This window comes from Streptomyces sp. SirexAA-E, assembly GCF_000177195.2.
In the GTDB taxonomy this organism is placed as follows: Bacteria; Actinomycetota; Actinomycetes; order Streptomycetales; family Streptomycetaceae; genus Streptomyces; species Streptomyces flavovirens.
The window spans coordinates 6,724,382-6,746,684 of sequence record NC_015953.1; the positions used below are offsets into that span (position 1 = coordinate 6,724,382).

Annotated in this window: 21 protein-coding genes; 15 read left to right on the plus strand and 6 right to left on the minus strand. The window is 72.3% G+C overall.

Annotated features, from left to right (window positions below; translation table 11 throughout):
• Window positions 1-63: 63 nt before the first annotated feature.
• Window positions 64-192, minus strand: a complete 129-nt coding sequence (locus SACTE_RS35485; RefSeq protein ID WP_014049639.1) for an LPFR motif small protein — start codon at window positions 190-192, stop codon at window positions 64-66.
• Between the two features lie 128 nt (window positions 193-320).
• The gene (locus SACTE_RS29320) at window positions 321-1,184 is read right to left on the minus strand and encodes a hypothetical protein (RefSeq protein WP_014049640.1); all 864 of its coding nucleotides are present in this window, start codon (window positions 1,182-1,184) and stop codon (window positions 321-323) included.
• A gap of 160 nt (window positions 1,185-1,344) precedes the next feature.
• Here SACTE_RS29320 and SACTE_RS29325 point away from each other — a divergent pair, with 160 nt between their 5' ends.
• Together SACTE_RS29325 and SACTE_RS29330 are read left to right on the plus strand one after the other, a co-directional pair.
• A complete protein-coding gene (locus SACTE_RS29325; RefSeq protein WP_014049641.1) occupies window positions 1,345-2,301 on the plus strand; it encodes a GlxA family transcriptional regulator in 957 nt (318 codons plus the stop codon).
• Between the two features lie 57 nt (window positions 2,302-2,358).
• On the plus strand, window positions 2,359-2,994 hold the full coding sequence (locus tag SACTE_RS29330; RefSeq protein ID WP_014049642.1) for a DJ-1/PfpI family protein: 636 nt from the start codon (window positions 2,359-2,361) through the stop codon (window positions 2,992-2,994).
• Between the two features lie 12 nt (window positions 2,995-3,006).
• Here the strand turns inward: SACTE_RS29330 and SACTE_RS29335 are convergent, their stop codons facing one another.
• Window positions 3,007-3,816: an enoyl-CoA hydratase/isomerase family protein gene (locus tag SACTE_RS29335; RefSeq protein ID WP_014049643.1), complete on the minus strand. Its 810-nt coding sequence runs from the start codon at window positions 3,814-3,816 to the stop codon at window positions 3,007-3,009.
• 350 nt (window positions 3,817-4,166) lie between these two features.
• On the opposite strand from SACTE_RS29335, the gene SACTE_RS29340 reads away from it, so the two are divergent.
• Window positions 4,167-4,622 carry an ATP-binding protein gene (locus SACTE_RS29340; RefSeq protein WP_014049644.1) on the plus strand — a complete coding sequence of 152 codons (456 nt, stop codon included), beginning with the start codon at window positions 4,167-4,169 and terminating at the stop codon, window positions 4,620-4,622.
• 24 nt (window positions 4,623-4,646) lie between these two features.
• On the opposite strand, the gene idi is transcribed toward SACTE_RS29340, so the two are convergent.
• From idi to galE, 3 genes are all read right to left on the minus strand, one after another.
• Window positions 4,647-5,240, minus strand: coding sequence for an isopentenyl-diphosphate Delta-isomerase (gene idi / locus SACTE_RS29345; protein ID WP_014049645.1), 594 nt, complete (start codon window positions 5,238-5,240; stop codon window positions 4,647-4,649).
• A 440-nt stretch (window positions 5,241-5,680) separates the two neighbouring features.
• Window positions 5,681-6,622 (minus strand): cation diffusion facilitator family transporter, encoded by a 942-nt coding sequence (locus SACTE_RS29350; RefSeq protein ID WP_014049646.1) that lies wholly within the window; start codon window positions 6,620-6,622, stop codon window positions 5,681-5,683.
• Window positions 6,623-6,795: 173 nt separating this feature from the next.
• Complete coding sequence (gene galE / locus SACTE_RS29355; protein WP_014049647.1) at window positions 6,796-7,779, minus strand: UDP-glucose 4-epimerase GalE; 984 nt, start codon at window positions 7,777-7,779, stop codon at window positions 6,796-6,798.
• A gap of 536 nt (window positions 7,780-8,315) precedes the next feature.
• Between galE and SACTE_RS29360 the strand changes: the two genes are divergently transcribed.
• The 12 genes from SACTE_RS29360 (at window position 8,316) to shc (ending at window position 22,302) form a co-directional block, all read left to right on the plus strand.
• Complete coding sequence (locus SACTE_RS29360) at window positions 8,316-10,067, plus strand: DUF5941 domain-containing protein (RefSeq protein WP_014049648.1); 1,752 nt, start codon at window positions 8,316-8,318, stop codon at window positions 10,065-10,067.
• Window positions 10,064-10,801, plus strand: a complete 738-nt coding sequence (locus SACTE_RS29365) for a phosphocholine cytidylyltransferase family protein (protein WP_014049649.1) — start codon at window positions 10,064-10,066, stop codon at window positions 10,799-10,801. Before SACTE_RS29360 ends, SACTE_RS29365 begins: the two co-directional genes overlap by 4 nt.
• Window positions 10,789-11,850, plus strand: a complete 1,062-nt coding sequence (locus SACTE_RS29370; RefSeq protein ID WP_014049650.1) for an iron-containing alcohol dehydrogenase family protein — start codon at window positions 10,789-10,791, stop codon at window positions 11,848-11,850. The genes SACTE_RS29365 and SACTE_RS29370 overlap by 13 nt, the downstream gene beginning before the upstream one ends.
• Window positions 11,828-12,607, plus strand: coding sequence for a CDP-alcohol phosphatidyltransferase family protein (locus tag SACTE_RS29375; RefSeq protein WP_014049651.1), 780 nt, complete (start codon window positions 11,828-11,830; stop codon window positions 12,605-12,607). The genes SACTE_RS29370 and SACTE_RS29375 overlap by 23 nt, the downstream gene beginning before the upstream one ends.
• A 5-nt stretch (window positions 12,608-12,612) precedes the next feature.
• On the plus strand, window positions 12,613-13,485 hold the full coding sequence (locus SACTE_RS29380; protein ID WP_019993174.1) for a glycosyltransferase: 873 nt from the start codon (window positions 12,613-12,615) through the stop codon (window positions 13,483-13,485).
• 107 nt (window positions 13,486-13,592) lie between these two features.
• Window positions 13,593-14,522 carry an ABC transporter permease gene (locus SACTE_RS29385; RefSeq protein ID WP_014049653.1) on the plus strand — a complete coding sequence of 310 codons (930 nt, stop codon included), beginning with the start codon at window positions 13,593-13,595 and terminating at the stop codon, window positions 14,520-14,522.
• Entirely contained in the window at window positions 14,515-15,300 is a 786-nt protein-coding gene (locus tag SACTE_RS29390; protein WP_014049654.1) for an ABC transporter ATP-binding protein, read from the plus strand. The genes SACTE_RS29385 and SACTE_RS29390 overlap by 8 nt, the downstream gene beginning before the upstream one ends.
• A gap of 414 nt (window positions 15,301-15,714) precedes the next feature.
• Window positions 15,715-16,635 (plus strand): squalene synthase HpnC, encoded by a 921-nt coding sequence (hpnC, locus tag SACTE_RS29395; protein ID WP_014049655.1) that lies wholly within the window; start codon window positions 15,715-15,717, stop codon window positions 16,633-16,635.
• 29 nt (window positions 16,636-16,664) lie between these two features.
• Window positions 16,665-17,585: a presqualene diphosphate synthase HpnD gene (gene hpnD / locus SACTE_RS29400; RefSeq protein ID WP_176724336.1), complete on the plus strand. Its 921-nt coding sequence runs from the start codon at window positions 16,665-16,667 to the stop codon at window positions 17,583-17,585.
• A gap of 109 nt (window positions 17,586-17,694) precedes the next feature.
• Window positions 17,695-19,083, plus strand: coding sequence for a hydroxysqualene dehydroxylase HpnE (hpnE, locus tag SACTE_RS29405; RefSeq protein WP_014049657.1), 1,389 nt, complete (start codon window positions 17,695-17,697; stop codon window positions 19,081-19,083).
• A complete protein-coding gene (locus tag SACTE_RS29410; RefSeq protein ID WP_014049658.1) occupies window positions 19,080-20,183 on the plus strand; it encodes a polyprenyl synthetase family protein in 1,104 nt (367 codons plus the stop codon). Before hpnE ends, SACTE_RS29410 begins: the two co-directional genes overlap by 4 nt.
• 100 nt (window positions 20,184-20,283) lie before the next feature.
• Window positions 20,284-22,302: a squalene--hopene cyclase gene (gene shc / locus SACTE_RS29415; protein WP_014049659.1), complete on the plus strand. Its 2,019-nt coding sequence runs from the start codon at window positions 20,284-20,286 to the stop codon at window positions 22,300-22,302.
• Window position 22,303 lies beyond the last annotated feature (1 nt).

Here is a 22,303-nt window from a genome sequence, read left to right on the forward strand (position 1 = left end):
GCCGGGTGGCCGGGTGCCGTGTCGCGCGACCTCCTCGAACGCGGGCCCGCAGATCCGGGTGGGTCAGGCGCGGCGGGCCCGGCCGCCGCGCGACGCGCCGCCGAGGAGCTTGGCCACCAGACGGAAGGGCAGCGTCACCACGGTGGCCACGGCCGAGCCGATGGAACGGAGGATGTCCGCGAGCGTACGCATGGTCCGTCTCCTTCTGTGAGGATGTGTGTGCGTGGTCGCATGGCCCGATCCGCGCGCCGTAAACACACCCCCGGGCCGCCCGGACCCGCCGGCCGCCAACCCGGGCCGGCGGCCGGCGACCGCTCCGGTCAGCCCCTTCCGACCAGGTCGTCCGGGAACGCCCCGGCCGCGGCCGCGGTGAACAGGAAGCCCCGGCCCAGCTCCGTCAGCCGTTCCACGCCCTCCGCGCCCAGGTGTTCGTAGGGCGCCGCGTCCATCCGGTCCGTGGCCTCCTCCAGCTCGGCCCGGAGCGCCGTGCCGGCGTCGGCCAGCTCGCCCGTCTCGTCGAGCACGCCGCGCACGCGCAGCCGCTCCACCGCGGCGTCCCAGTCGTCGGACCGCCAGCCCCGGGTCGCCATGACCCACCGGGGAGCCATGCCCTTGCCCGTCGCGGTGTGGCTGACCAGGGCCTCCACCGGATCGAGGCCGGCAGAGAGCAGCGCGGCGAGGTGGGCGTCCCCGCGGTGCTCGCGCAGGAGTGTCGCCGCGTGCCAGTACGCCATGTGCGGCTCCTCGGGCACCGGCAGGTCGGCGTGCGCGGCGTACAGCGGCTTGGCGGGCCGGGTGCAGCCCTCGGCGGCGCGCAGGGCGAGCCGTGCCGCCTCGGCCATCTCCGGGGAGGCGAGGACCTCCTCGCCGAGGACCCGGCGCAGCGTCGAGTCGGCGGCCCGCAGCCGCGCTTCGAGCGCCGCCGAGGGCGTGACCACGGACCACACGGCCGGCAGATGGCGGGCCACCAGCTCGTGGTTGAAGTTGTAGAAGGTGGCCGTGACCGTGCCCGGCCCCACCGCGCCCAGCGCGGCGCCACGGGCGGCGAAGTAGACGGCACCGGGCTCGTCGAGGCCCAGCTCGCCGAACTCCTTGCCCAGATCGGGGGAGAAGTAGACGCAGGAGTGCAGCGGGTTGAGGGCGTTGTGGCAGCGGCGTCCGGCGCGCGGCGCGAGAGTACTCATGGCAGCACGTTACCGACTGGTCGGTACGAGTCGTAACCCCGGGGCGGACGTGACATGTACCGCAGCCCGCAGCCCGCAGCCCGCCGCCCGAGCACGATGGCAGGAAAGGTGGGGAGCCCGTCATTGCGGCCATCGCGCCGGCCCGCCCAGGATGGCGTCCATGAAGCAGCGCACCGTACTCGTCGTCCTCTTCGACGGCGTCCAGAGCCTCGATGTGAGCGGCCCGATGGAGGTCTTCGCGGGCGCCTCCCGATTCCCCGCCGTCTCCTACGAGCTGCGCACCGCCTCACCGGGCGGGGTACCCGTCCGCTGCACCAGCGGGCTCACCCTCGTCCCCGACGGGGCGCTGGAGGACGCGGCGGTGCCGGACATGCTGCTCGTGCCGGGCGGCCGGGGCACCCGGGCCCCCGACCCGGAGCTGATCGAATGGCTGCGCGAACACGCGCCGCGGGCAGGACGGTTGGTCTCGGTCTGCTCCGGAGCGCTGCTGCTCGCCGAGGCCGGGCAGCTCGACGGACACCGGGTGACCACCCACTGGGCCGTCTGCGACCGGCTCGCCCGGGAACACCCGGCGGTGGAGGTGGACCCCGACCCGATCTTCGTACGCGACGGACGGCTTGCCACCTCGGCCGGGGTCACCGCCGGCATCGACCTCGCGCTGGCCCTGGTCGAGGAGGACCACGGCCGGGAGGTCGCGCTCGCCGTCGCCCGGCACCTCGTGGTCTTCCTGCGCCGCCCCGGCAACCAGGCCCAGTTCAGTGCCCAGCTCACCGCCCAGACCGCCGCCCGCGAACCCCTGCGGGAGGTCCAGCACTGGATCACCGAGCACCCGGACGCGGACCTCTGCGTGGAGGCGCTGGCGGCCAGGGCCCGGCTCTCGCCCCGCCACTTCGCCCGCGCCTTCCAGGCCGAGACCGGGCTCACCCCCGGCCGCTACGTCGAGCGTGTACGCCTCGAACAGGCCCGCCGGCTCCTGGAGGACACCACGGACGGCATCACCGGGATCGCCCGGGCCAGCGGCTACGGCACCCCGGAGGCCATGCGCCGCGCCTTCGTCAAGGCACTCGGCACCGCGCCCGCCGAGTACCGCCGCCGCTTCCGTACCCAGCCCGCCTGACGAGACCCGGACCGACTGACGAACCGTCAACCAACGACCACTCACGGACGGACACCCATGCAGATCGCCATCGTCCTCTTCGACCGCTTCACCGCACTCGACGCGGTCGGCCCCTACGAGATGCTCAGCCGCACCCCCGGCGCCGAGACCGTCCTCGTCGCCGAACGCCCCGGCCCCGTACGCAACGAGACCGGCAGCCTCGCCCTCACCGCCGACCGCGCCCTGGCCGACCTGCCCGCACCGGACGTGGTGATCGTGCCCGGCGGGCCCGGGCAGAGCGCGCAGATGGACAACGAGGTGCTGCTCGACTGGCTGCGCACGGCCGACACCACCAGCACCTGGACCACCTCCGTGTGCAGCGGCTCCCTGCTGCTGGCCGCCGCCGGCCTCCTCACCGGCCGCCGAGCCACCTCGCACTGGCTCGCCCTCGACCTCCTCAGGACGTACGGGGCCGACCCGACCGGCGAACGCGTCGTCACCGACGGCAAGTACGTCACCGCCGCCGGCGTCTCCTCCGGCATCGACATGGGGCTGACCCTGCTCGGGCGGATCGCGGGGGACACCCACGCCCAGGCCGTGCAGCTGCTGACCGAGTACGACCCCCAGCCGCCCTACGACGCGGGCTCGCCGCTGAAGGCACCGGCCGAGCTGGTGGAGGAGTTCCGTACGGGGAGCCGCTTCACCCTGACGTGACGGGGAGCCGCCTCATCCTGACGTGGGCGAGGGGCCGGCCGGCCCCGTCGTGTAGGTGAAGCGGGGCGCGCGGCGTTCCAGGAAGGCGGCGACCCCCTCCGCGGTGTCGCCGCTGCCGCGCGCCTGCGCCGACCAGTACGCGTCCCGGTCCGTCCGGCCGGCCGCGAACTCCTTCGCCGCGCCCTGGGTCAGCTGCGAGCGTGACGCCAGCACCCGCGCGAAGTCCCGCACCCGCTCCTCCAGCCCGTCCGGTGGCAGCACCTCGTCCACCAGCCCGGTGCGCAGGGCGCGCTCGGCACCGATCAGCTCACCGGAGAACAGCAGGTACTTCGCCGTGGCCGGACCGACCAGAGCCACCAGGCGCCGGGTCGAGGAGGACGGGTAGACGATCCCCAGCTTGGCCGGGGTGACGCCGAACGACGCCCCCTGATCGGCGAACCGCAGATCACAGGCGGCCGCGAGCTGGCTGCCGCCGCCCACGCAGTACCCGCGCACCGCCGCCAGCGTCGGCCGGGGGAAGGCGGCCAGCGCCTCCTCGGCCCGCACCGCCAGCTCCTGCGGGCGTCCGGCGGGATCCCGGAGCGAGGAGATGTCCGCGCCGGCGCAGAAGGTGTCACCGGCGCCGGTGAGGACGAGCACCCGCACCGCCGGATCGGCGGCCAGCGACTCCACCAGCCCGGGTAGCGCCTCCCACATGTCCGCGGTCATCGCGTTGCGCTTGGCGGGATTGCTGATGACGACGGTGGCCACGCCGTCGGCGACACCGTGCTCCAGCCGCGGCCCGGCCGGCGTCGCGCACGGCGCCTGCTCCCTGAGTCCCATGGGCCGGATGCTATCCCCAGGGGCCGAACCTACGATCGGGAAGGGGCCGCGAAGGACGGGCCCCCGAGGAGTCGCCGATGACCGGACCCACGACCGAGCCCGGACCGACCCCCTGCTGCCGGGGCTGGCGACCGGTATCGGCGGCCGACGCATCGTCAGCCCGAGGACGGACCAGAGGTCCCCGCAACAGGACAAGAAGTAGCCCCGCACCGGGCGCCACTGTGCAATCTCGATCGCATCATCGCTATCAGTGGGCACTTCCGGTCAGCCACCGGAGCCGGACCACGCAGTTCCTGACACTCGTTACTCGATGGTCGGTGGCAGGCGAGTCGAGAGCGGGTGGCCGGTCCATGGAGAGCCGCGAAAGAGTCCCGGACCACGCCGTGCCCTACGAAGGGGTGTGGCGCTTCACCGCCCCCGCCGTCGACGCCTCGGTGCCGCAGGCCCGGCACGCCGTCCGTGACCTGCTGAAGAGGCAGGGCGTACCCGTCCAGGACGACATCATGCAGGGACTGCTGCTGATCGTGTCGGAGCTCGTCACCAACGCCGTCAAGCACGCGGCCCTGCTCTCACCCGAACTCGCCGTGGAGGTGGCCGTCGGCGCCGAGTGGGTCCGCGTCTGCGTCGAGGACGACCACCCCTACCGCCCCACCGCCCTGGTCACCGACCACGGACAGACGGGCGGCCGTGGGCTGCTGCTGGTCCGCGAGATCACCGCGGAGGCGGGCGGTGCCTGCGACGTGGAGCACACGGCGGGCGGTGGCAAGATCATCTGGGCGGCGCTGCCGCTCAGGACAGGGCTCTGACCACCCCCGGCCCGCCGCGCCGGTTCACCAGCCGGCCGCCGGACCGGTCAGCTCCCTGATCGCGGGCCGCGCCGCGTCCAGCACCGTCATGAACCACGCCGAGAACGGAGCGGCGGCATGCCGCTCGGCGAGCTCGGCCGCGGTCACGAACGCCGTCTCGCCCACCTCCTCCGCATCCGGCCGCACCCGCTCCTGCACCATCCCGACGAAGAGGTGGTTGAACTCCTGCTCCACCAGCCCCGACGCCGGGTCGGGGTGGTTGTAGCGGACCGTGCCCGCCGCTGCGAGCAGCGAGGGCGAAGCACCCAGCTCCTCGTACGTACGCCGGGCGGCGGCCGCGAAGGGCGCCTCGCCCGGGTAGGGGTGACCGCAGCAGGTGTTCGACCACACGCCGGGGGAGTGGTACTTGCCGAGCGCCCGGCGCTGCAGCAGCAGCCGCCCCTGTTCGTCGAAGAGGAAGACGGAGAACGCCCGGTGCAGCTGACCGGGGGCCTGGTGGGCCGCGAGCTTCTCCGCGGTGCCGATCGTGGTACCGCTCTCGTCGACCAGTTCGAGCATGATCGCTTCTGCTGTGCCGTTCGACGAGCTGTGCGTCGCGGTGGCTGGTGTGGTCGGCATACCCATCCTTCGCTTTGGTTACCGGCCTCGTGCGCCGGACCCCTCGAGTCCGGTCAAGTCTGCCGCACAAAAGCCGCTTGTCCGCACTTCGGGTGCTGGCATGTCCGTCCCGCCGCACCGGGCGGTCACGGCGGGGCGGGCGTCACGCAGGCCCCGAAGGCCCCCGGCCGGGCGACCCGAGGTACGCCGAGCCCTCGGCCCGGACCAGGTCGAAGGAGCCGCGGTGCCGGGCTCGGCGCGGACCCCGACACCGACCGCTTCCCAGGAGGGCGTGTTCCGGAGTCCCGCCTGTCCGGCGACGCCTGGCACGCACCCTCGCCGCGTTGTCGGGATCACCCCGGTACATCCGGTACCGGGGCGACCCTCCGCCGTGCGATCGCACGCACCGGACGCCGCCGGGCCCGCCCTCCGGGCGGACGGCGCCGCGTTCGAAACACGCCCTAATGGCAGAGCCTCGCCTCGTGCTCCGCGTGCCCGGTCGGCTCCAGCTGGAAAGTGCAGTGTTCCACGTCGAAGTGGTCGCCCAGGCAGCCCTGGAGTTCGTGCAGCAGCTTCTCGCGCCCGATCGAGTCCAGTATCTCCTGGTGCACGACCACATGGGCGGACAGCACCGGCATTCCGGAGGTGATCGTCCAGGCGTGCAGGTCGTGGACGTCCAGCACCCCGGCCAGCGCCATGATGTGGGCGCGGACCTCCGCCATGTCGACGCCCTTGGGCGCCGCCTCCAGCAGCACGTCGAGCGTCTCGCGCAGCAGCTTCACCGTGCGCGGCACGATCATCAGGCCGATCACGAGCGAGGCGATCGGGTCCGCGGCCTGCCAGCCGGTCGCCATGATGACGCCCGCCGCCACCAGCACCGTCACCGAGCCGAGGGTGTCCGCGAGGACTTCGAGGTAGGCGCCCCGCACATTGAGGCTGTCGCGCTGTCCGCGCAGCAGCAGACAGAGCGAGACGACGTTGGCGACCAGGCCGACGGCTGCGAACGCGATGGCCAGCCCGCCCCGGGTCTCGGCCGGGGTGATGAAGCGTTCGACGGCCTCGACGACCAGGTAGCCGCCGACCCCGAGCAGCAGCAGGCAGTTGGCCAGCGCCGCGAGGATCTCGGCGCGGGCGAAACCGAAGGTGCGGTTGGGTCCCGCCGGACGGTTGGCGAAGTGGATCGCCAGCAGTGCCATTCCCAGGCCCAGAGCGTCGGTCGCCATGTGGGCCGCGTCCGCGATCAGCGCCAGTGAGTCGGCGAGCAGCCCGCCGACGATCTCCATGACCATGACGCCGAGCGTGATGACCAGCGCGACCCGCAGGCGCCCCCGGTACGCCGCGGCCGCCGTCCCAGTCGGGGCCGGCCCCGCGTGCGTGTGCCCGTGGTCGTGGCCAGCCCCCATGAGAATGCCTCCCGAACACCGTCGTACACGGTTGTAGACCTCGGGCACCGGCCGCCCGATGCGGCCAGTGAACTACGTCTCCCAGGTTGCGGGCAACACGGCAGTGAACACCGTTGTCATGTGCTCTGACCTGCGCAAATGTTCGCAGGTCCACGATGTGTGCGGGTAGCCCGTCACCTCGCGGCGGCCTCCGGGTGGCTCAGGCACCAGCCCGCCCAGGCGGACTCGACCATGTCCCGCACCCCGAGCCGGGCCGTCCAGCCCAGCTCCCGCGTCATCCGCTCCACCGACGCCACGGCCCGGGCCGCGTCGCCGGGCCGGCGCGGTCCGACCACGGGCTCGACGGACCGGCCGGTGACCTCGCCCACCATCACGGCCAGCTCGCGCACCGAGACGCCCTCGCCGCGGCCGACGTTCACCGTCAGGTCCTGGCCCGCCTCCTGCGCGGAGAGGCCCTGGGCCACGGCCAGATGCGCCTCGGCGAGGTCGGTGACGTGGATGTAGTCGCGGACACAGGTGCCGTCCGGTGTCGGGTAGTCGTCGCCGAAGATCCGCGGCGCCTCCCCCCGGGTGAGCCGGTCGAAGAACATCGGTACGACGTTGGAGACCCCGGTGTCCGAGAGCCGGGGCTCCGAGGCCCCCGCCACGTTGAAGTACCGCAGGCAGGCCGTGGAGATGCCGTGCGCCCGCCCCGTCGCCCGTACCAGCCACTCCCCGGCGAGCTTGGTCTCGCCGTACGGGTTGATCGGGGCGCAGGGGGTCAGCTCCGTGATGTGCTCGACGTCCGGGACGCCGTAGACCGCGGCCGACGACGAGAGCACGAAGCGCCGGACCCCGGCCGCGGCCACGGCCTCCAGGAGCACGGTGAGGCCGCCCACGTTCTCCCGGTAGTAGAGCAGCGGTCGCTCGACGGATTCACCGACCTGCTTCTTCGCCGCGAGGTGCACCACCCCCGTGACGCCGTGCTCGGCCAGCACCCGGTCCAGCAGCCCCCGGTCCGCCGCCGAGCCGCGCACCAGCGGGACGTCCGCGCCCAGCCGCTCCGCGATGCCCGTGGAGAGGTCGTCGAGCACGACGACCCGCTCCCCGGCCCCGGTCATGGCCTGCGCCACGTGTGCCCCGATGTATCCCGCCCCGCCTGTGATCAGCCACGTCATGGGCGTCAGCTTAGGCTTCCGCCCCCGATGTCCGGGATCGACGGGTCCCCCGGGAGCGGGGGCGGGGGCGGTTTGTGGGACCGGACGCGGATCGACGATGATGATCACCAACGCCGCCGGAGGATGTCCGCCTCATTCGAACACCGATGGCCGGTTCACCCGAACGAAGCACAAACGGGCGGTGAAATCGGCCTCCCGTTCATCCGATAGCCTCAGAGCCTGTCGGTGATCTCTGACCGGGCGGCCACGCCCTGGTGCGTACGCTTCCCGCGTTGCCGAAATGCCCTGGTAGCTCCGCTACGAGGGCGTTCCGGCGCCTTGGAACCGCAGGTACCGAAACGGCGTCCGTCTTTCGGTCGAAGGTCACCCGGCAGGCTCTCAGCCGACGAGCCGCCGGCCCGCCCACAGGGTCGCACCGTGGCGCGCCGTTCCCGTTCACCGCCAAGGAGTGAGTTCGTCTGTCGACCGCCATCCTCACCGGTGCGCCGGTACCCGGATCGTCGCTCGAGGACGATCTGAGGTCGCTCGGCTTCGACGTGACCGCCGCCGCCGACGCCGGCCAGGCCGCCGAGTTGCTCGCCACGGTCCCCGCCGACCAGCGTGTCGCCCTGGTGGACCCCCGTTTCGTCGGCCACGTCCACGCCCTCAGGCTCGGACTGACCGACCCCCGCTTCGACGCCGCCGCCCTCCCCGGCGCCCTCACCGCCCGGCCCGCGGCCCGGGGCGCGCTGCTCCGCGCCCTGCGGCGGGCCGTGGTCGCTGTCGGGTCCGGCAGTCCCGTGGCACCCGGAACCGAGTCCGCCGCCGGGGACCGCACGGTGCCCGGCCGGCTGGCCGTGGCCCTGGACGCCGAGGGCACCCCCGTACAGCGCCCCGAGCTCGGGTCGCTCACCGCCGCGGTGCCCACCGGCCCCGACGAGCGGGCCGCCGCGCAGGCCTCACTCGCCGCCGTCGACGACGAGGCGGTCCGGCTGCGCAGCGCGGTCAAGGCCCACGACGGCTTCTTTACCACCTTCTTCATCAGCCCGTACTCCCGCTACATCGCGCGCTGGTGCGCCCGCCGGGGGCTCACCCCGAACCAGGTCACCACCGCCTCGCTGATCACCGCCCTGATCGCGGCCGGCAGCGCGGCGACCGGCACCCGTGGCGGCTATGTGGCGGCCGGGGTGCTCCTACTCCTGTCGTTCGTCCTGGACTGCACCGACGGGCAGCTCGCCCGTTACTCGCTCCAGTACTCCACGATGGGCGCCTGGCTGGACGCCACCTTCGACCGGGCCAAGGAGTACGCCTACTACGCGGGCCTGGCCCTCGGCGCCGCGCGCGGCGGCGACGACGTGTGGGTGCTCGCGCTGGGGGCGATGGTCCTCCAGGCCTGCCGCCACGTCGTCGACTTCTCGTTCAACGAGGCCAACCACGACGCGGTCTCCAACACCAGCCCCACCGCAGCCCTCTCCGACCGCCTCGACAGCGTCGGCTGGACCGTGTGGGCGCGCCGGATGATAGTCCTGCCCATCGGTGAGCGCTGGGCCATGATCGCCGTGCTGACCGCGCTCACGACCCCGCGCATCGTCTTCTACGCCCTGCTCGTCGGCTGCGCGCTCGCCGCCTGCTACACCACGGCGGGCCGGCTGCTGCGCTCGCTGACCCGCAAGGCCCGGCGCACCGACCGTGCCATGCGGGCCCTGGCCGACCTCGCCGACTCCGGGCCGCTCGCCCAGGGCGTCGCCGCGGTGCTCCGGCGTCCGAAGGGCGGCTACACCGCCCCCCTGCTGGCGCTCGTCGCCGGGGCGCTGATGGTGGCAGCGGCCGTGTTCGCACCCTTCGGCGGATGGCTCGTCGTCGGCGCCGCGGTCCTGTACGCCGTCCTCGCGGGCCTCGCCGTCTCCCGGCCGCTGGGGGGCGCGCTCGACTGGCTGGTGCCGCCGGCCTTCCGGGCCGCGGAGTACTGCGCGATCCTCGCGCTGGCGGCCCGCAGTGACGCCCCGCACGCCGTTCCCGCGGCGTTCGGGCTGGTCTCGGCCGTCGCCTACCATCACTACGACACGGTGTACCGCATCCGAGGCGGTACCGGCGCCCCACCGCGGTGGCTGGTGCGCGCCGTCGGCGGGCACGAGGGCCGGACCCTGGTCGTGGCCGTACTCGCCGCCCTGTTCACCACAGGTTCAGGTTTCACCACGGCCCTCACCGTGCTCGCGGCCGCCGTGGCTCTCGTGGTGCTCGTGGAGTCCATCCGCTTCTGGGTGTCCTCCTCGGCCCCCGCCGTACACGACGAAGGAGAACTCGCATGATCGGCCTCGTACTGGCTGCAGGTGCCGGCCGCCGACTGCGTCCCTACACGGACACCCTGCCCAAGGCCCTGGTGCCCGTGGACGGCGAGAAGACGGTCCTGGACCTGACGCTGGCGAACTTCGCCGAGGTCGGTCTCACCGAGGTCGCCGTCGTCGTCGGCTACCGCAAGGAGGCCGTCTACGCCCGCAAGGCCGAGTTCGAGGCGACGTACGGCGTGAAGCTGACGCTCATCGACAACGACAAGGCCGAGGAGTGGAACAACGCCTACTCCCTGTGGTGCGCCCGTGAGGTCCTCGGGCAGGGCGTCATCCTCGCCAACGGCGACACCGTGCACCCCGTCTCCGTCGAGAGGACCCTCCTGGACGCGCGCGGCGAGGGCCGGAAGATCATCCTCGCCCTGGACACCGTCAAGCACCTCGCCGACGAGGAGATGAAGGTCGTCTCCGAGGACGGGACGGGCGTACGGCGCATCACCAAGCTGATGGACCCCGCCACGGCGACCGGCGAGTACATCGGCGTCACGCTGATCGAGCCGGAGGCCGCCGAGGAGCTCGCCGACGCGCTGAGGACCACCTTCGAGCGCGACCCCGACCTCTACTACGAGGACGGCTACCAGGAGCTCGTCGACCGCGGCTTCACCGTGGACGTCGCCCCCATCGGTGAGGTCACCTGGGTCGAGATCGACAACCACGACGACCTCGCCCGGGGCAGGGAGATCGCGTGCCGGTACTGACCCGCCTCATCCCCTCCCCGGTCGTCGTCGACATCCGTCCCGGTGCCATGGACGACCTGGCCGGCCTCCTGGCCGACCAGCGGATCTCCGCCTCCGGGAAGCTCGCCGTCGCGATCAGCGAGGGCTCCGGGCGGGCGCTGCGCGAACGGCTCGCCCCGGCGCTGGCGGGTGCCGACTGGTATCCGGTGGCCGACGGCACGATCGACTCCGCGGTGCGCCTCGCCGACGGCATCAAGGGCAACCGGTACGACGCCGTGGTCGGCCTCGGCGGCGGCAAGATCATCGACGTGGCGAAGTACGCGGCAGCACGCGTGGGCATGCCCATGGTCGCCGTCGCGACGAACCTCTCCCACGACGGTCTCTGCTCCCCGGTCGCGACCCTGGACAACGACAACGGACGCGGTTCCTACGGCGTGCCCACCCCGATCGCCGTGGTCATCGACCTCGACGTGATCCGGGAGGCCCCCGCCCGTTACGTGCGCTCCGGCATCGGCGACGCGGTGTCCAACATCTCCTGCGTCGCCGACTGGGAACTCGCACACGCGGTTCGGGGCGAGGGCATCGACGGGCTCGCGGCCGCCATGGCCCGGCAGGCCGGCGAGGCCGTGCTGCGCCACCCCGGCGGGGTGGGCGACGACGCCTTCCTCAAGGTCCTCGCCGAGGGACTGGTCCTGACCGGTATCTCGATGTCGATCGCCGGTGACTCCCGTCCCGCCTCGGGCGGCTGCCACGAGATCAACCACGCCTTCGACCTGCTGTACCCGAAGCGTGCCGCCAGCCACGGCGAGCAGGTCGGACTCGGTGCCTGCTTCGCCATGCATCTGCGGGGAGCCCGCGAGGAGGCACGGCACATGGCGTCCGTCCTGCGCAGGCACGGTCTGCCGGTACTGGCCGAAGAGATCGGCTTCAGCGCCGACGAATTCGTACGGGCCGTCGAGTACGCCCCGCAGACGCGCCCGGGACGCTTCACGATCCTGGAACACCTCAACCTGTCCACCGACCAGATCAGGGACGCGTACGCCGACTATGCAAAAGCCATCCATAGCTGAACTCCGCCCCGTCGTTCACCCTCCGGGCGTGAAGGACCGGCGCAGTGGCGAGCACTGGGCGGGTCGGCTCTACATGCGCGAGGTCTCCCTGCGCATCACCCGGCGCCTGGTGACCACGAAGATCACGCCGAACCAGCTGACCTACGTGATGACCGTCGCCGGTGTGCTCGCGGCTCCCGCCCTGCTGGTCCCGGGCATCCCCGGTGCCCTGCTCGGTGTGGTCGCGGTCCAGCTCTACCTGCTGTTCGACTGCGTCGACGGCGAGGTGGCCCGCTGGAAGAAGCAGTACTCGCTGGGCGGGGTCTATCTGGACCGGGTGGCCGCCTACCTGTGCGACGCGGCGGTGCTCGTGGGCTTCGGCCTGCGCGCCGCCGACCTGTGGGGCCCGGGGCGCATCGACTGGCTGTGGGCCTTCCTGGGCACGCTCGCCGCGCTGGGCGCCATCCTGATCAAGGCCGAGACCGACCTCGTCGGGGTCGCCCGTCACCAGGGCGGGCTGCCGCCCGTCAAGGAGTCCGCGTCCGAGCCGCGCTCCTCGGGTATGGCGTTCGCCCGCCGGGCCGCCGGTGCGCTCAAGTTCCACCGGCTGATCCTCGGCATCGAGGCGTCGCTGGTCATCCTGGTCGTCGCCGTCCTCGACACGGTCAGGGACGACCTCTTCTTCAGCCGTCTCGCGGTCGCGGTCCTGGCCGGCATCGCCCTGCTCCAGACCGTCCTGCACCTCGTGTCGATCCTGGCGTCCAGCAGGCTGAAGTGAGCTCGATGAAACTCGGCGCGGTCATCATCACCATGGGCAACCGCCCCGACGAACTGCGTGCCCTCCTCGATTCGGTCGCCGCGCAGGACGGCGACCGGATCGAGGTGGTCGTCGTCGGCAACGGCGCCCCGGTACCGGAGGTCCCCCCGGGCGTCCGCACCGTCGAACTGCCCGAGAACCTGGGCATCCCGGGCGGCCGGAACGTCGGCATCGAGGCGTTCGGGCCGTCCGGGGCAGAGGTGGACGCCCTGCTCTTCCTCGACGACGACGGGCTGCTGCCGAACACCGACACCGCCGAGCTGTGCCGGCAGGCGTTCGACGCGGACCCGAAGCTCGGCATCATCACCTTCCGGATCGCCGACCCGGAGACCGGGGCCACCCAGCGCCGGCACGTGCCGCGGCTGCGCGCCTCGGACCCGATGCGCTCGTCCCGGGTGACGACCTTCCTCGGCGGCGCCAACGCGGTCCGCACCCAGGTGATCGCCGAGGTCGGCGGGCTCCCCGACGCCTTCTTCTACGCGCACGAGGAGACGGACCTCGCCTGGCGGGCCCTGGACGCCGGCTGGATGATCGACTACCGCGCGGACATGGTGCTCAACCACCCCACCACCGCGCCCTCCCGGCACGCGGTCTACCACCGCATGGTGGCCCGCAACCGGGTCTGGCTCGCCCGTCGGAACCTGCCCGCGCCACTGGTCCCCGTCTACGTCGGGGTCTGGCTGCTGCTCACCCTGGTGCGCAGGCCCTCCGGCCCCGCCCTCAAGGCGTGGTTCGGCGGCTTCCGGGAGGGCTGGACCACGCCCTGCGGGCCTCGGCGTCCCATGAGGTGGCGTACGGTGTGGCGGCTGACCAGACTGGGCCGGCCGCCTGTGATCTGAGAGGCTCGCCTCTGAGATCATGAGCCGTAGACATATGTACGGGCACCCCCTGTCCGCCTTGACCGCGCCCGCTCCCGCTGCGCACGTGAAGACGAGAGTTCTTAACTGTGAGTGACACGACCCATGACGGCGGGCTCGCGCTGAGCACCCCGCCGTCCGCCGACGACGGGCTGAGCGCGTCCCAGCTGGCCGCCAAGTACGGCCTGGACGTGAGCGGTGCCAGGCCCGGGCTCTTCGCGTACATCCGGCAGCTCTGGGGCCGCCGGCACTTCATCCTGGCGTTCTCACGGGCGAAGCTGACCGCCCAGTACAGCCAGGCCAAGCTCGGCCAGGTGTGGCAGGTGGTCACCCCCCTGCTGAACGCCATGGTCTACTTCCTGATCTTCGGGCTGATCCTGAACACCAAGCGAGGGATGACGCAGGACGTCTTCATCCCCTTCCTGGTGACCGGCGTCTTCGTCTTCACCTTCACCCAGAGCTCGGTCATGGCCGGGGTCAAGTCCATCTCCGGCAATCTCGGCCTGGTCCGCGCGCTGCACTTCCCGCGCGCCTCCCTGCCGATCTCGTTCTCGCTCCAGCAGCTCCAGCAGCTGCTGTTCTCGATGATCGTGCTGCTGGCCGTCGCGATGGGCTTCGGCAGCTATCCCGCGCTGTCCTGGCTGCTGGTGATCCCGGCACTGGCCATGCAGTTCGTGTTCAACAGCGGTCTCGCGCTGATCATGGCCAGGATGGGAAGCAAGACCCCCGACCTGGCCCAGCTGATGCCGTTCATCATGCGCACCTGGATGTACGCCTCGGGCGTCATGTTCTCCATCCCGGTGATGCTGGCGGACAAGCCGCAGTGGATCGCCAACGTGCTGCAGTACAACCCGGTGGCCATCTACATGGACCTGATCCGCTTCGCCCTGATCGACGGCTACGGCTCGGAGAACCTGCCGAGCCACGTGTGGGCCGTCGCGCTCGCCTGGGCGCTCGTGGTGGGCGCCGTGGGCTTCGTGTACTTCTGGAAGGCAGAGGAGCGGTACGGCCGTGGCTGAGGAAACGTCCGAGGGACACATCCCGACCGTGATCGCCGACGACGTACACATCGTGTACCGCGTCAACGGGACGAGTGCGGGCAAGGGCGGCGCCACCGCCGCGCTCAGCCGGATGCTCGGCCGGGGCAAGGGGGAGCCGCGCGGCGTACGCAAGGTGCACGCGGTGCGCGGGGTCTCCTTCACCGCCTACCGGGGCCAGGCGATCGGGCTCATCGGCACCAACGGCTCGGGCAAGTCCACCCTGCTGCGGGCCATCGCCGGACTCCTGCCGACCGAGAGCGGCAAGGTGTACACGGACGGCCAGCCCTCCCTGCTGGGGGTCAACGCCGCCCTGATGAGCGACCTGACCGGTGAGCGCAACGTCGTGCTCGGCGGTCTCGCGATGGGCATGAGCCGTGAGGAGATCCGCGAGCGCTACCAGGGCATCGTGGACTTCTCCGGGATCAACGAGAAGGGCGACTTCATCACGCTGCCGATGCGGACGTACTCCTCCGGCATGGCGGCCCGGCTGCGCTTCTCCATCGCCGCGGCCAAGAACCACGACGTCCTCATGATCGACGAGGCGCTGGCGACCGGTGACCGCAAGTTCCGGGTGCGCTCCGAGGAGCGGATCCGTGAGCTGCGCAAGGAGGCCGGGACCGTCTTCCTCGTCAGCCACAACAACAAGACGATCCGCGACACCTGCGACCGGGTCCTGTGGCTGGAGAAGGGCGAGCTCCTGATGGACGGCCCCACCGACGAGGTGCTCAAGGCCTACGAGCGGGAGACCGGCAAGTAGGACGTGCCTTCCCGTGGCCCCCGTCGCACCGACGCGGCGGGGGCCACGGCGTGCCGCCCCGGATACAGCGGGTGCGGGAGAGGTTCATGAGTCATCTCCTTCCGGCGGATGACGCCAATCGGCGCCGGGGCGGGGAAGGTTGACGGGGCGCAGGGCGTTGTACCGGGGCGCGCCGCACCCCGGCGATGCCGTGCGAGCCGTACAACGTAAGCTGTACCGGTGCTGATTCGCGGCTGTTCGCGGTGATACGCCCTGGTGTGTCGATCGTTTGTGCCAGTCGCACGGGGGAGCGTGAGCGGCGTGTCCGAAAAGGGATGTTTTGGGTCGGCAGTGTAGAACGGGAGATATGACGGCAATGATGGGAAATCTCCAGCTCCGACGTGGTTTCGCCGTCCCCGCGTCGGGCGGTACGCGGTGACCCGTACCCCGAAGGCGCGCGCCGACGCCGCCGCGACCGGCACCCTCGACAAGGCAGCTGACGAGAACTTCCCCGTCGCCCCCTTCTTCCTGCCCCGGGCCTGGCGCGACGACCTCATGGCCGTCTACGGTTTCGCCCGCCTCGTCGACGACATCGGTGACGGGGACCTCGCGCCCGGCGGCGCCGACGCCCGCCACCTCGGCGTGGACCCAGAGCGGAGCGAGGACCGGCTCGCCGTGCTGGACGCCTTCGAGGCCGACCTGCACCGCGTCTTCGCGTACACCGGCGACGGCCCGCACCACCCCCTGCTACGCGCACTGCGCCCCACCGTGCGGCGCTGCGCGCTCACCCCCGACCCCTTCCTCGGGCTCATCGAGGCCAACCGGCAGGACCAGAAGGTCCGCCGCTACGCCACCTACGACGAGCTGGTGGCCTACTGCGAGCTCTCCGCCAACCCGGTGGGCCGCCTCGTCCTGCAGATCACCGGCACCGCGAGCCCCGAGCGCATCCGCCGGTCCGACGCCGTGTGCACCGCGCTGCAGATCGTCGAGCACCTCCAGGACGTCGCCGAGGACCTCGCCCGCGACCGTATCTACCTGCCCGCCGAGGACATGGCCCGCTTCCACGTCGGCGAGGACGACCTGGCCGCGGCGACCGCGGGAGCCTCGGTGCGCGCGCTGATCGCCTTCGAGTCGCAGCGCGCGCACGAACTCCTGGACGAGGGCACCGCACTCGTGGGCAGCGTCCACGGCAGACTCCGGCTGCTGCTCGCGGGATTCGTGGCCGGAGGCCGGGCCGCCCTCGGCGCCGTCTCGGCCGCCGGTTTCGACGTACTGCCCGGACCGCCCAAGCCCACCGCGCCCCGTCTGCTGCGCGATGTGGGAGCAGTCCTGCGAAGAGCGCACAGAGAGAGGTGAGCCGGACCGTGGAGGGACAGACGACGTACATGTCGGCACCGGTACAGGCCGCGTACAGCTACTGCGAGGCCGTCACCGGACAGCAGGCCCGTAACTTCGCGTACGGCATCAGGCTGCTGCCGTACGCGAAGCGGCAGGCCATGTCGGCGCTGTACGCCTTCTCCCGTCGGGTCGACGACATCGGCGACGGAGCACTCGAACCGGAGACCAAGCGGACCCGGCTGGAGGGCACCCGCGAGCTGCTCGACCGGATCCGCGAAGGAGCCGTCGACGAGGACGACACCGACCCGGTGGCCGTCGCGCTCGCCGACGCCGCCCGCAGGTTCCCGCTGCCGCTGGGCGGTCTGGACGAGCTCATCGACGGCGTCCTGATGGACGTGCGCGGCGAGCACTACGAGACCTGGGACGACCTGAGGACGTACTGCCGGTGCGTGGCCGGCGCCATCGGACGGCTGAGCCTCGGCGTCTTCGGTACGGAACCCGGAGTGCCGGGCGCCGACCGCGCCGCCGAGTACGCCGACACCCTCGGCCTCGCCCTCCAGCTCACCAACATCCTGCGCGACGTCAGGGAGGACGCGGGCAACGGGCGCACCTACCTGCCCGCCGACGACCTCGCCAAGTTCGGCTGCTCCGAGGGCTTCCACCGGGCCACCCCGCCCGCCGGGTCCGACTTCGCGGGCCTGGTGCACTACGAGGTCCGGCGCGCCCGGGCGCTGTTCGCCGAGGGCTACCGGCTGCTGCCGATGCTGGACCGCCGCAGCGGTGCCTGTGTGGCCGCGATGGCCGGTATCTACCGCCGCCTCCTGGACCGCATCGAGCGCGACCCCGAGGCCGTGCTGCGCGGCCGCGTCTCGTTGCCCGGCCACGAGAAGGCCTATGTCGCGGTGCGCGGCCTGTCGGGTCTCGACGCGCGTCACATCTCGCGCCGTACGGCCAGGGGGCGCGTGTGATGCCGTGGCGTACAGGCCTGCCGGACGGCGGGGCGGAGCGGGCAACCCCGCACCCGCCTTGTGCGTCCCTGACCACGACGATCACGACGACACCGCGAAGGGGAGACGGATGAACGGCCGGAGCCCGCACCCCTCCCGAGCGGTCGTCGTCGGCGGCGGACTCGCCGGAGTCACCGGCGCCCTCCGCCTCGCCGACGCCGGTGTCCGGGTGACCCTCCTCGAAGGCCGCCCCCGGCTGGGCGGACTGGCCTTCTCCTTCCGTCGCGGCGGTCTGTCCGTCGACAACGGGCAGCACGTCTACCTGCGCTGCTGCACCGCCTACCGCTGGTTCCTCGACCGGATCGAGGGCACCGCGCTCGCCCCGCTGCAGAGCCGGCTCGACGTACCCGTCCTGGACGTGGGGCGGGACTCCGGGCCCCGGCTCGGGCGGCTGCGCCGCACCGGGCTCCCGGTACCGCTCCACCTGGCCGGCGGGCTGGCCGCCTATCCGCACCTCTCGCTCGCCGAGAAGGCGGGCGTCGCCCGCGCCGCACTGGCACTGGGACGCCTCGACCCGGCCGACCCCGCACTCGACGGCATCGACTTCGCGACCTGGCTGCGCCGGCACGGACAGTCCGAGCGGACCGTCGAGGCCCTCTGGGACCTCGTCGGCGTCGCCACCCTCAACGCGCGGGCACCGGACGCCTCCATGGCGCTCGCCGCCATGGTCTTCAAGACCGGTCTGCTCTCCGACCCCGGCGCCGCCGACATCGGCTGGGCCGCCGTACCGCTCGGCGACCTCCACGACACGCTCGCCCGCAAGGCCCTCGAATCCGCCGGCGTCGACATCCGGGTGCGCAGCCGGGCCACCGGCCTGACCCGCACCGAGGACGGCCGCTGGGCGGTCGAGGCCGACGGCGAGCGCTTCGAGGCGGACACGGTCGTCCTCGCCGTCCCGCAGGGCCAGGCCCACGCCCTGCTGCCCGAGGGCGCGCTGGAGGATCCGGGCCGGCTGCTGGAGATGACCGACTCGCCGATCCTGAACGTCCACGTGGTCTACGACCGCAAGGTGCTGCGCAGGCCGTTCTTCGCGGCGCTCGGCTCGCCCGTCCAGTGGGTGTTCGACCGCACCGAGTCCTCCGGCCTCCAGGGCGGCGGGCAGTACCTCGCGGTGTCCCAGTCCGCGGCCCAGGACGAGATCGACCTGCCCGTCGCCGAGCTGCGCGGACGCTACCTGCCCGAGCTGGAGCGGCTCCTCCCGGCCGCCCGCGGTGCGGGGATCCGCGACTTCTTCGTCACCCGCGAGCGCACCGCGACCTTCGCGCCCGCACCGGGGGTGGGACGCCTGAGGCCGGGTCCGCACACCCGTGCCCCCGGACTCCATCTCGCAGGCGCATGGACCGCCACCGGCTGGCCCGCCACGATGGAGGGCGCGGTCCGCAGCGGTTTCGCCGCCGCGGACGCCTCGCTCCACGTCCTCGGCAGGCCCCACCGACATCCGCTGCAGGAGGCGGCATGAGCAGTACCACCGGAACAAAAGGAGAGTCTGTGACCCCGGCGAACCCGGCTTTCGACACCGTGGCGGACACCACGGACGTCACCGCGCTTCTGGAGCGCGGCAGGGCCCTGTCAGCGCCGGTGCTGCGAGCCGCGGTGGACCGGCTGGCGCCGCCCATGGACACCGTGGCCGCCTACCACTTCGGCTGGATCGACGCCCACGGCCGTCCCGCCGACGGTGACGGCGGCAAGGCCGTCCGCCCGGCGCTGGCGCTGCTGTCCGCCGAGGCGGCCGGCGCTCCGGCCGAGGCCGGGATCCCCGGCGCGGTCGCCGTCGAGCTCGTGCACAACTTCTCGCTGCTGCACGACGACCTGATGGACGGCGACGAACAGCGCCGCCACCGCGACACCGTATGGAAGGTGCACGGGCCGGCCCAGGCGATCCTCGTCGGCGACGCCCTGTTCGCCCTGGCCAACGAGGTGCTGCTGGAACTCGGCACCGTCGAGGCGGGCCGGGCGGCCCGCCGGCTGACCTCGGCCACCCGCAAGCTCATCGACGGGCAGGCCCAGGACATCTCCTACGAGCACCGCGAGCGGGTCACCGTCGAGGAGTGCCTGGAGATGGAGGGCAACAAGACGGGCGCCCTGCTCGCCTGCGCCGTCTCCATCGGGGCCGTGCTCGGCGGCGCCGACGACCGTACCGCCGACGTCCTGGAGGCGTACGGCTACCACCTCGGCCTCGCCTTCCAGGCCGTCGACGACCTGCTGGGCATCTGGGGCGACCCGGAGTCCACGGGCAAGCAGACCTGGAGCGATCTGCGTCAGCGCAAGAAGTCCCTGCCGGTCGTCGCCGCGCTCGCCGCGGGCGGGCCGGCCTCCGAGCGTCTGGGCGAGCTGCTCGCCGCCGACGCCAAGAGCAACGACTTCGACAGCTTCTCCGAAGAGGAGTTCGCCGCCCGTGCGGCACTCATCGAGGAGGCGGGCGGCCGCGAGTGGACCGCTCAGGAAGCCCGTCGTCAGCACGCGGTCGCCATCGAGGCGCTGCACGGTGTCGACATGCCGGAACAGGTGCGGGCGCAGCTCACGGCGCTCGCCGACTTCGTTGTCGTACGAAAGAGATGATGACCATTCAGATATGACGCGTCGCCGGCGGGTGCCCTGAGGGGCGCCCGCCGACGGAGACCCCAGCACAGCAGAGGACCAACTGCACGAAGGGGAAGCCATGACAGCGACGACCGACGGAAGCACCGGGGCCGCGAACCTTCGCGCGGTCCCGTTCGGCGATCCGATCGAACCGACCATTGACACGGACGACGTCCTCGCCGCCGCGCGCAGGGCCGCGGAGCGCTCGGTGGAGCACCTCCTCGGCAGGCAGGACGAACAGGGCTGGTGGAAGGGGGACCTCGCCACCAACGTCACCATGGACGCCGAGGACCTGCTGCTCCGTCAGTTCCTCGGGATCCAGGACCCGGCCACCGTCCAGGCGGCAGCCCGCTTCATCCGGGGTGAGCAGCTCGGCGACGGCACCTGGAACACCTTCCACGAAGGACCGGCCGACCTCTCCGCCACCATCGAGGCGTACGTCGCCCTCAGGCTGGCCGGCGACCGGCCGGACGACCCGCACATGATCCGGGCGGCCGGCTGGGTCAGGGAACAGGGCGGCATCGCGGCCTCCCGGGTCTTCACCCGGATCTGGCTGGCGCTCTTCGGCTGGTGGAAGTGGGACGACCTGCCGGAGCTCCCGCCGGAGCTGATGTTCTTCCCCACCTGGGTACCGCTCAACATCTACGACTTCGGCTGCTGGGCCCGCCAGACCATCGTGCCGCTCACCGTCGTCTCCGCGAAGCGGCCCGTACGCCCCGCGCCCTTCACGCTGGACGAGCTGCACACCGACCCGGAGCAGCCGAACCCGCCCCGGCCGCTCGCGCCCGTCGCCAGCTGGGACGGGGTCTTCCAGCGGCTCGACAAGGCGCTGCACGTCTACCACAAGGTCGCCCCGCGCCGACTGCGCCGTATCGCGATGAACGCGGCCGCCCGGTGGATCATCGAGCGGCAGGAGAACGACGGCTGCTGGGGCGGTATCCAGCCGCCCGCGGTGTATTCGATCATCGCACTCCACCTGCTCGGCTACGACCTCGACCACCCGGTGATGCGGGCCGGGCTCGCCTCGCTCGACCGCTTCACCGTCTGGCGCGAGGACGGCTCGCGCATGGTCGAGGCCTGTCAGTCGCCGGTCTGGGACACCTGCCTCGCCACCATCGCGCTCGCCGACGCCGGGGTGCCCTCCGACCACCCCGCCCTGGTGCGGGCGGCGGACTGGATGCTCGGCGAGGAGATCGTACGGCCCGGCGACTGGTCCGTACGCCGACCGCAACTGGCGCCCGGTGGCTGGGCGTTCGAGTTCCACAACGACAACTACCCGGACATCGACGACACCGCCGAGGTGGCGCTCGCCCTGCGCCGGGTCCGTCACCCGGACCAGCCCCGGGTCGACGCCGCCATCGAGCGCGGAGTGCGCTGGAACCTCGGCATGCAGTCCCGCAACGGGGCCTGGGGCGCCTTCGACGCCGACAACACCAGCCCCTTCCCCAACCGGCTGCCGTTCTGCGACTTCGGTGAGGTCATCGACCCGCCGTCCGCCGACGTCACCGGGCACGTGGTGGAGATGCTCGCCGTCGAGGGCCGGGCCGACGACCCGCGCACCCGCCGGGGCATCCGGTGGCTGCTGGACGAACAGGAGGCGTGCGGGGCCTGGTTCGGCCGCTGGGGCGTCAACTACATCTACGGGACCGGCTCCGTGGTGCCCGCGCTGATCGCCGCCGGACTGCCCACCGGTCACGACGCGGTCCGCCGGGCGGTCGCCTGGCTGGAGTCCGTGCAGAACGACGACGGCGGCTGGGGCGAGGACCTGCGTTCCTACCGGGAGGAGAAGTGGATCGGCCACGGTTCCTCGACCGCTTCCCAGACCGCGTGGGCGCTTCTGGCGCTGCTCGCCGCCGGGGAGCGTGAGGGCAGGGCGGTGCAGCGGGGCGTCACCTGGCTGGCCGAGACCCAGCAGGCCGACGGCTCCTGGGACGAGCCGTACTTCACCGGGACCGGCTTCCCGTGGGACTTCTCCATCAACTACCACCTCTACCGCCAGGTCTTCCCGCTGACCGCACTCGGTCGCTACGTCCACGGCGATCCGTTCGCCAAGGGCGCGGGGACGGGTCCGGGCGCGGCGTCGGGCAAGGGGGCCTGAC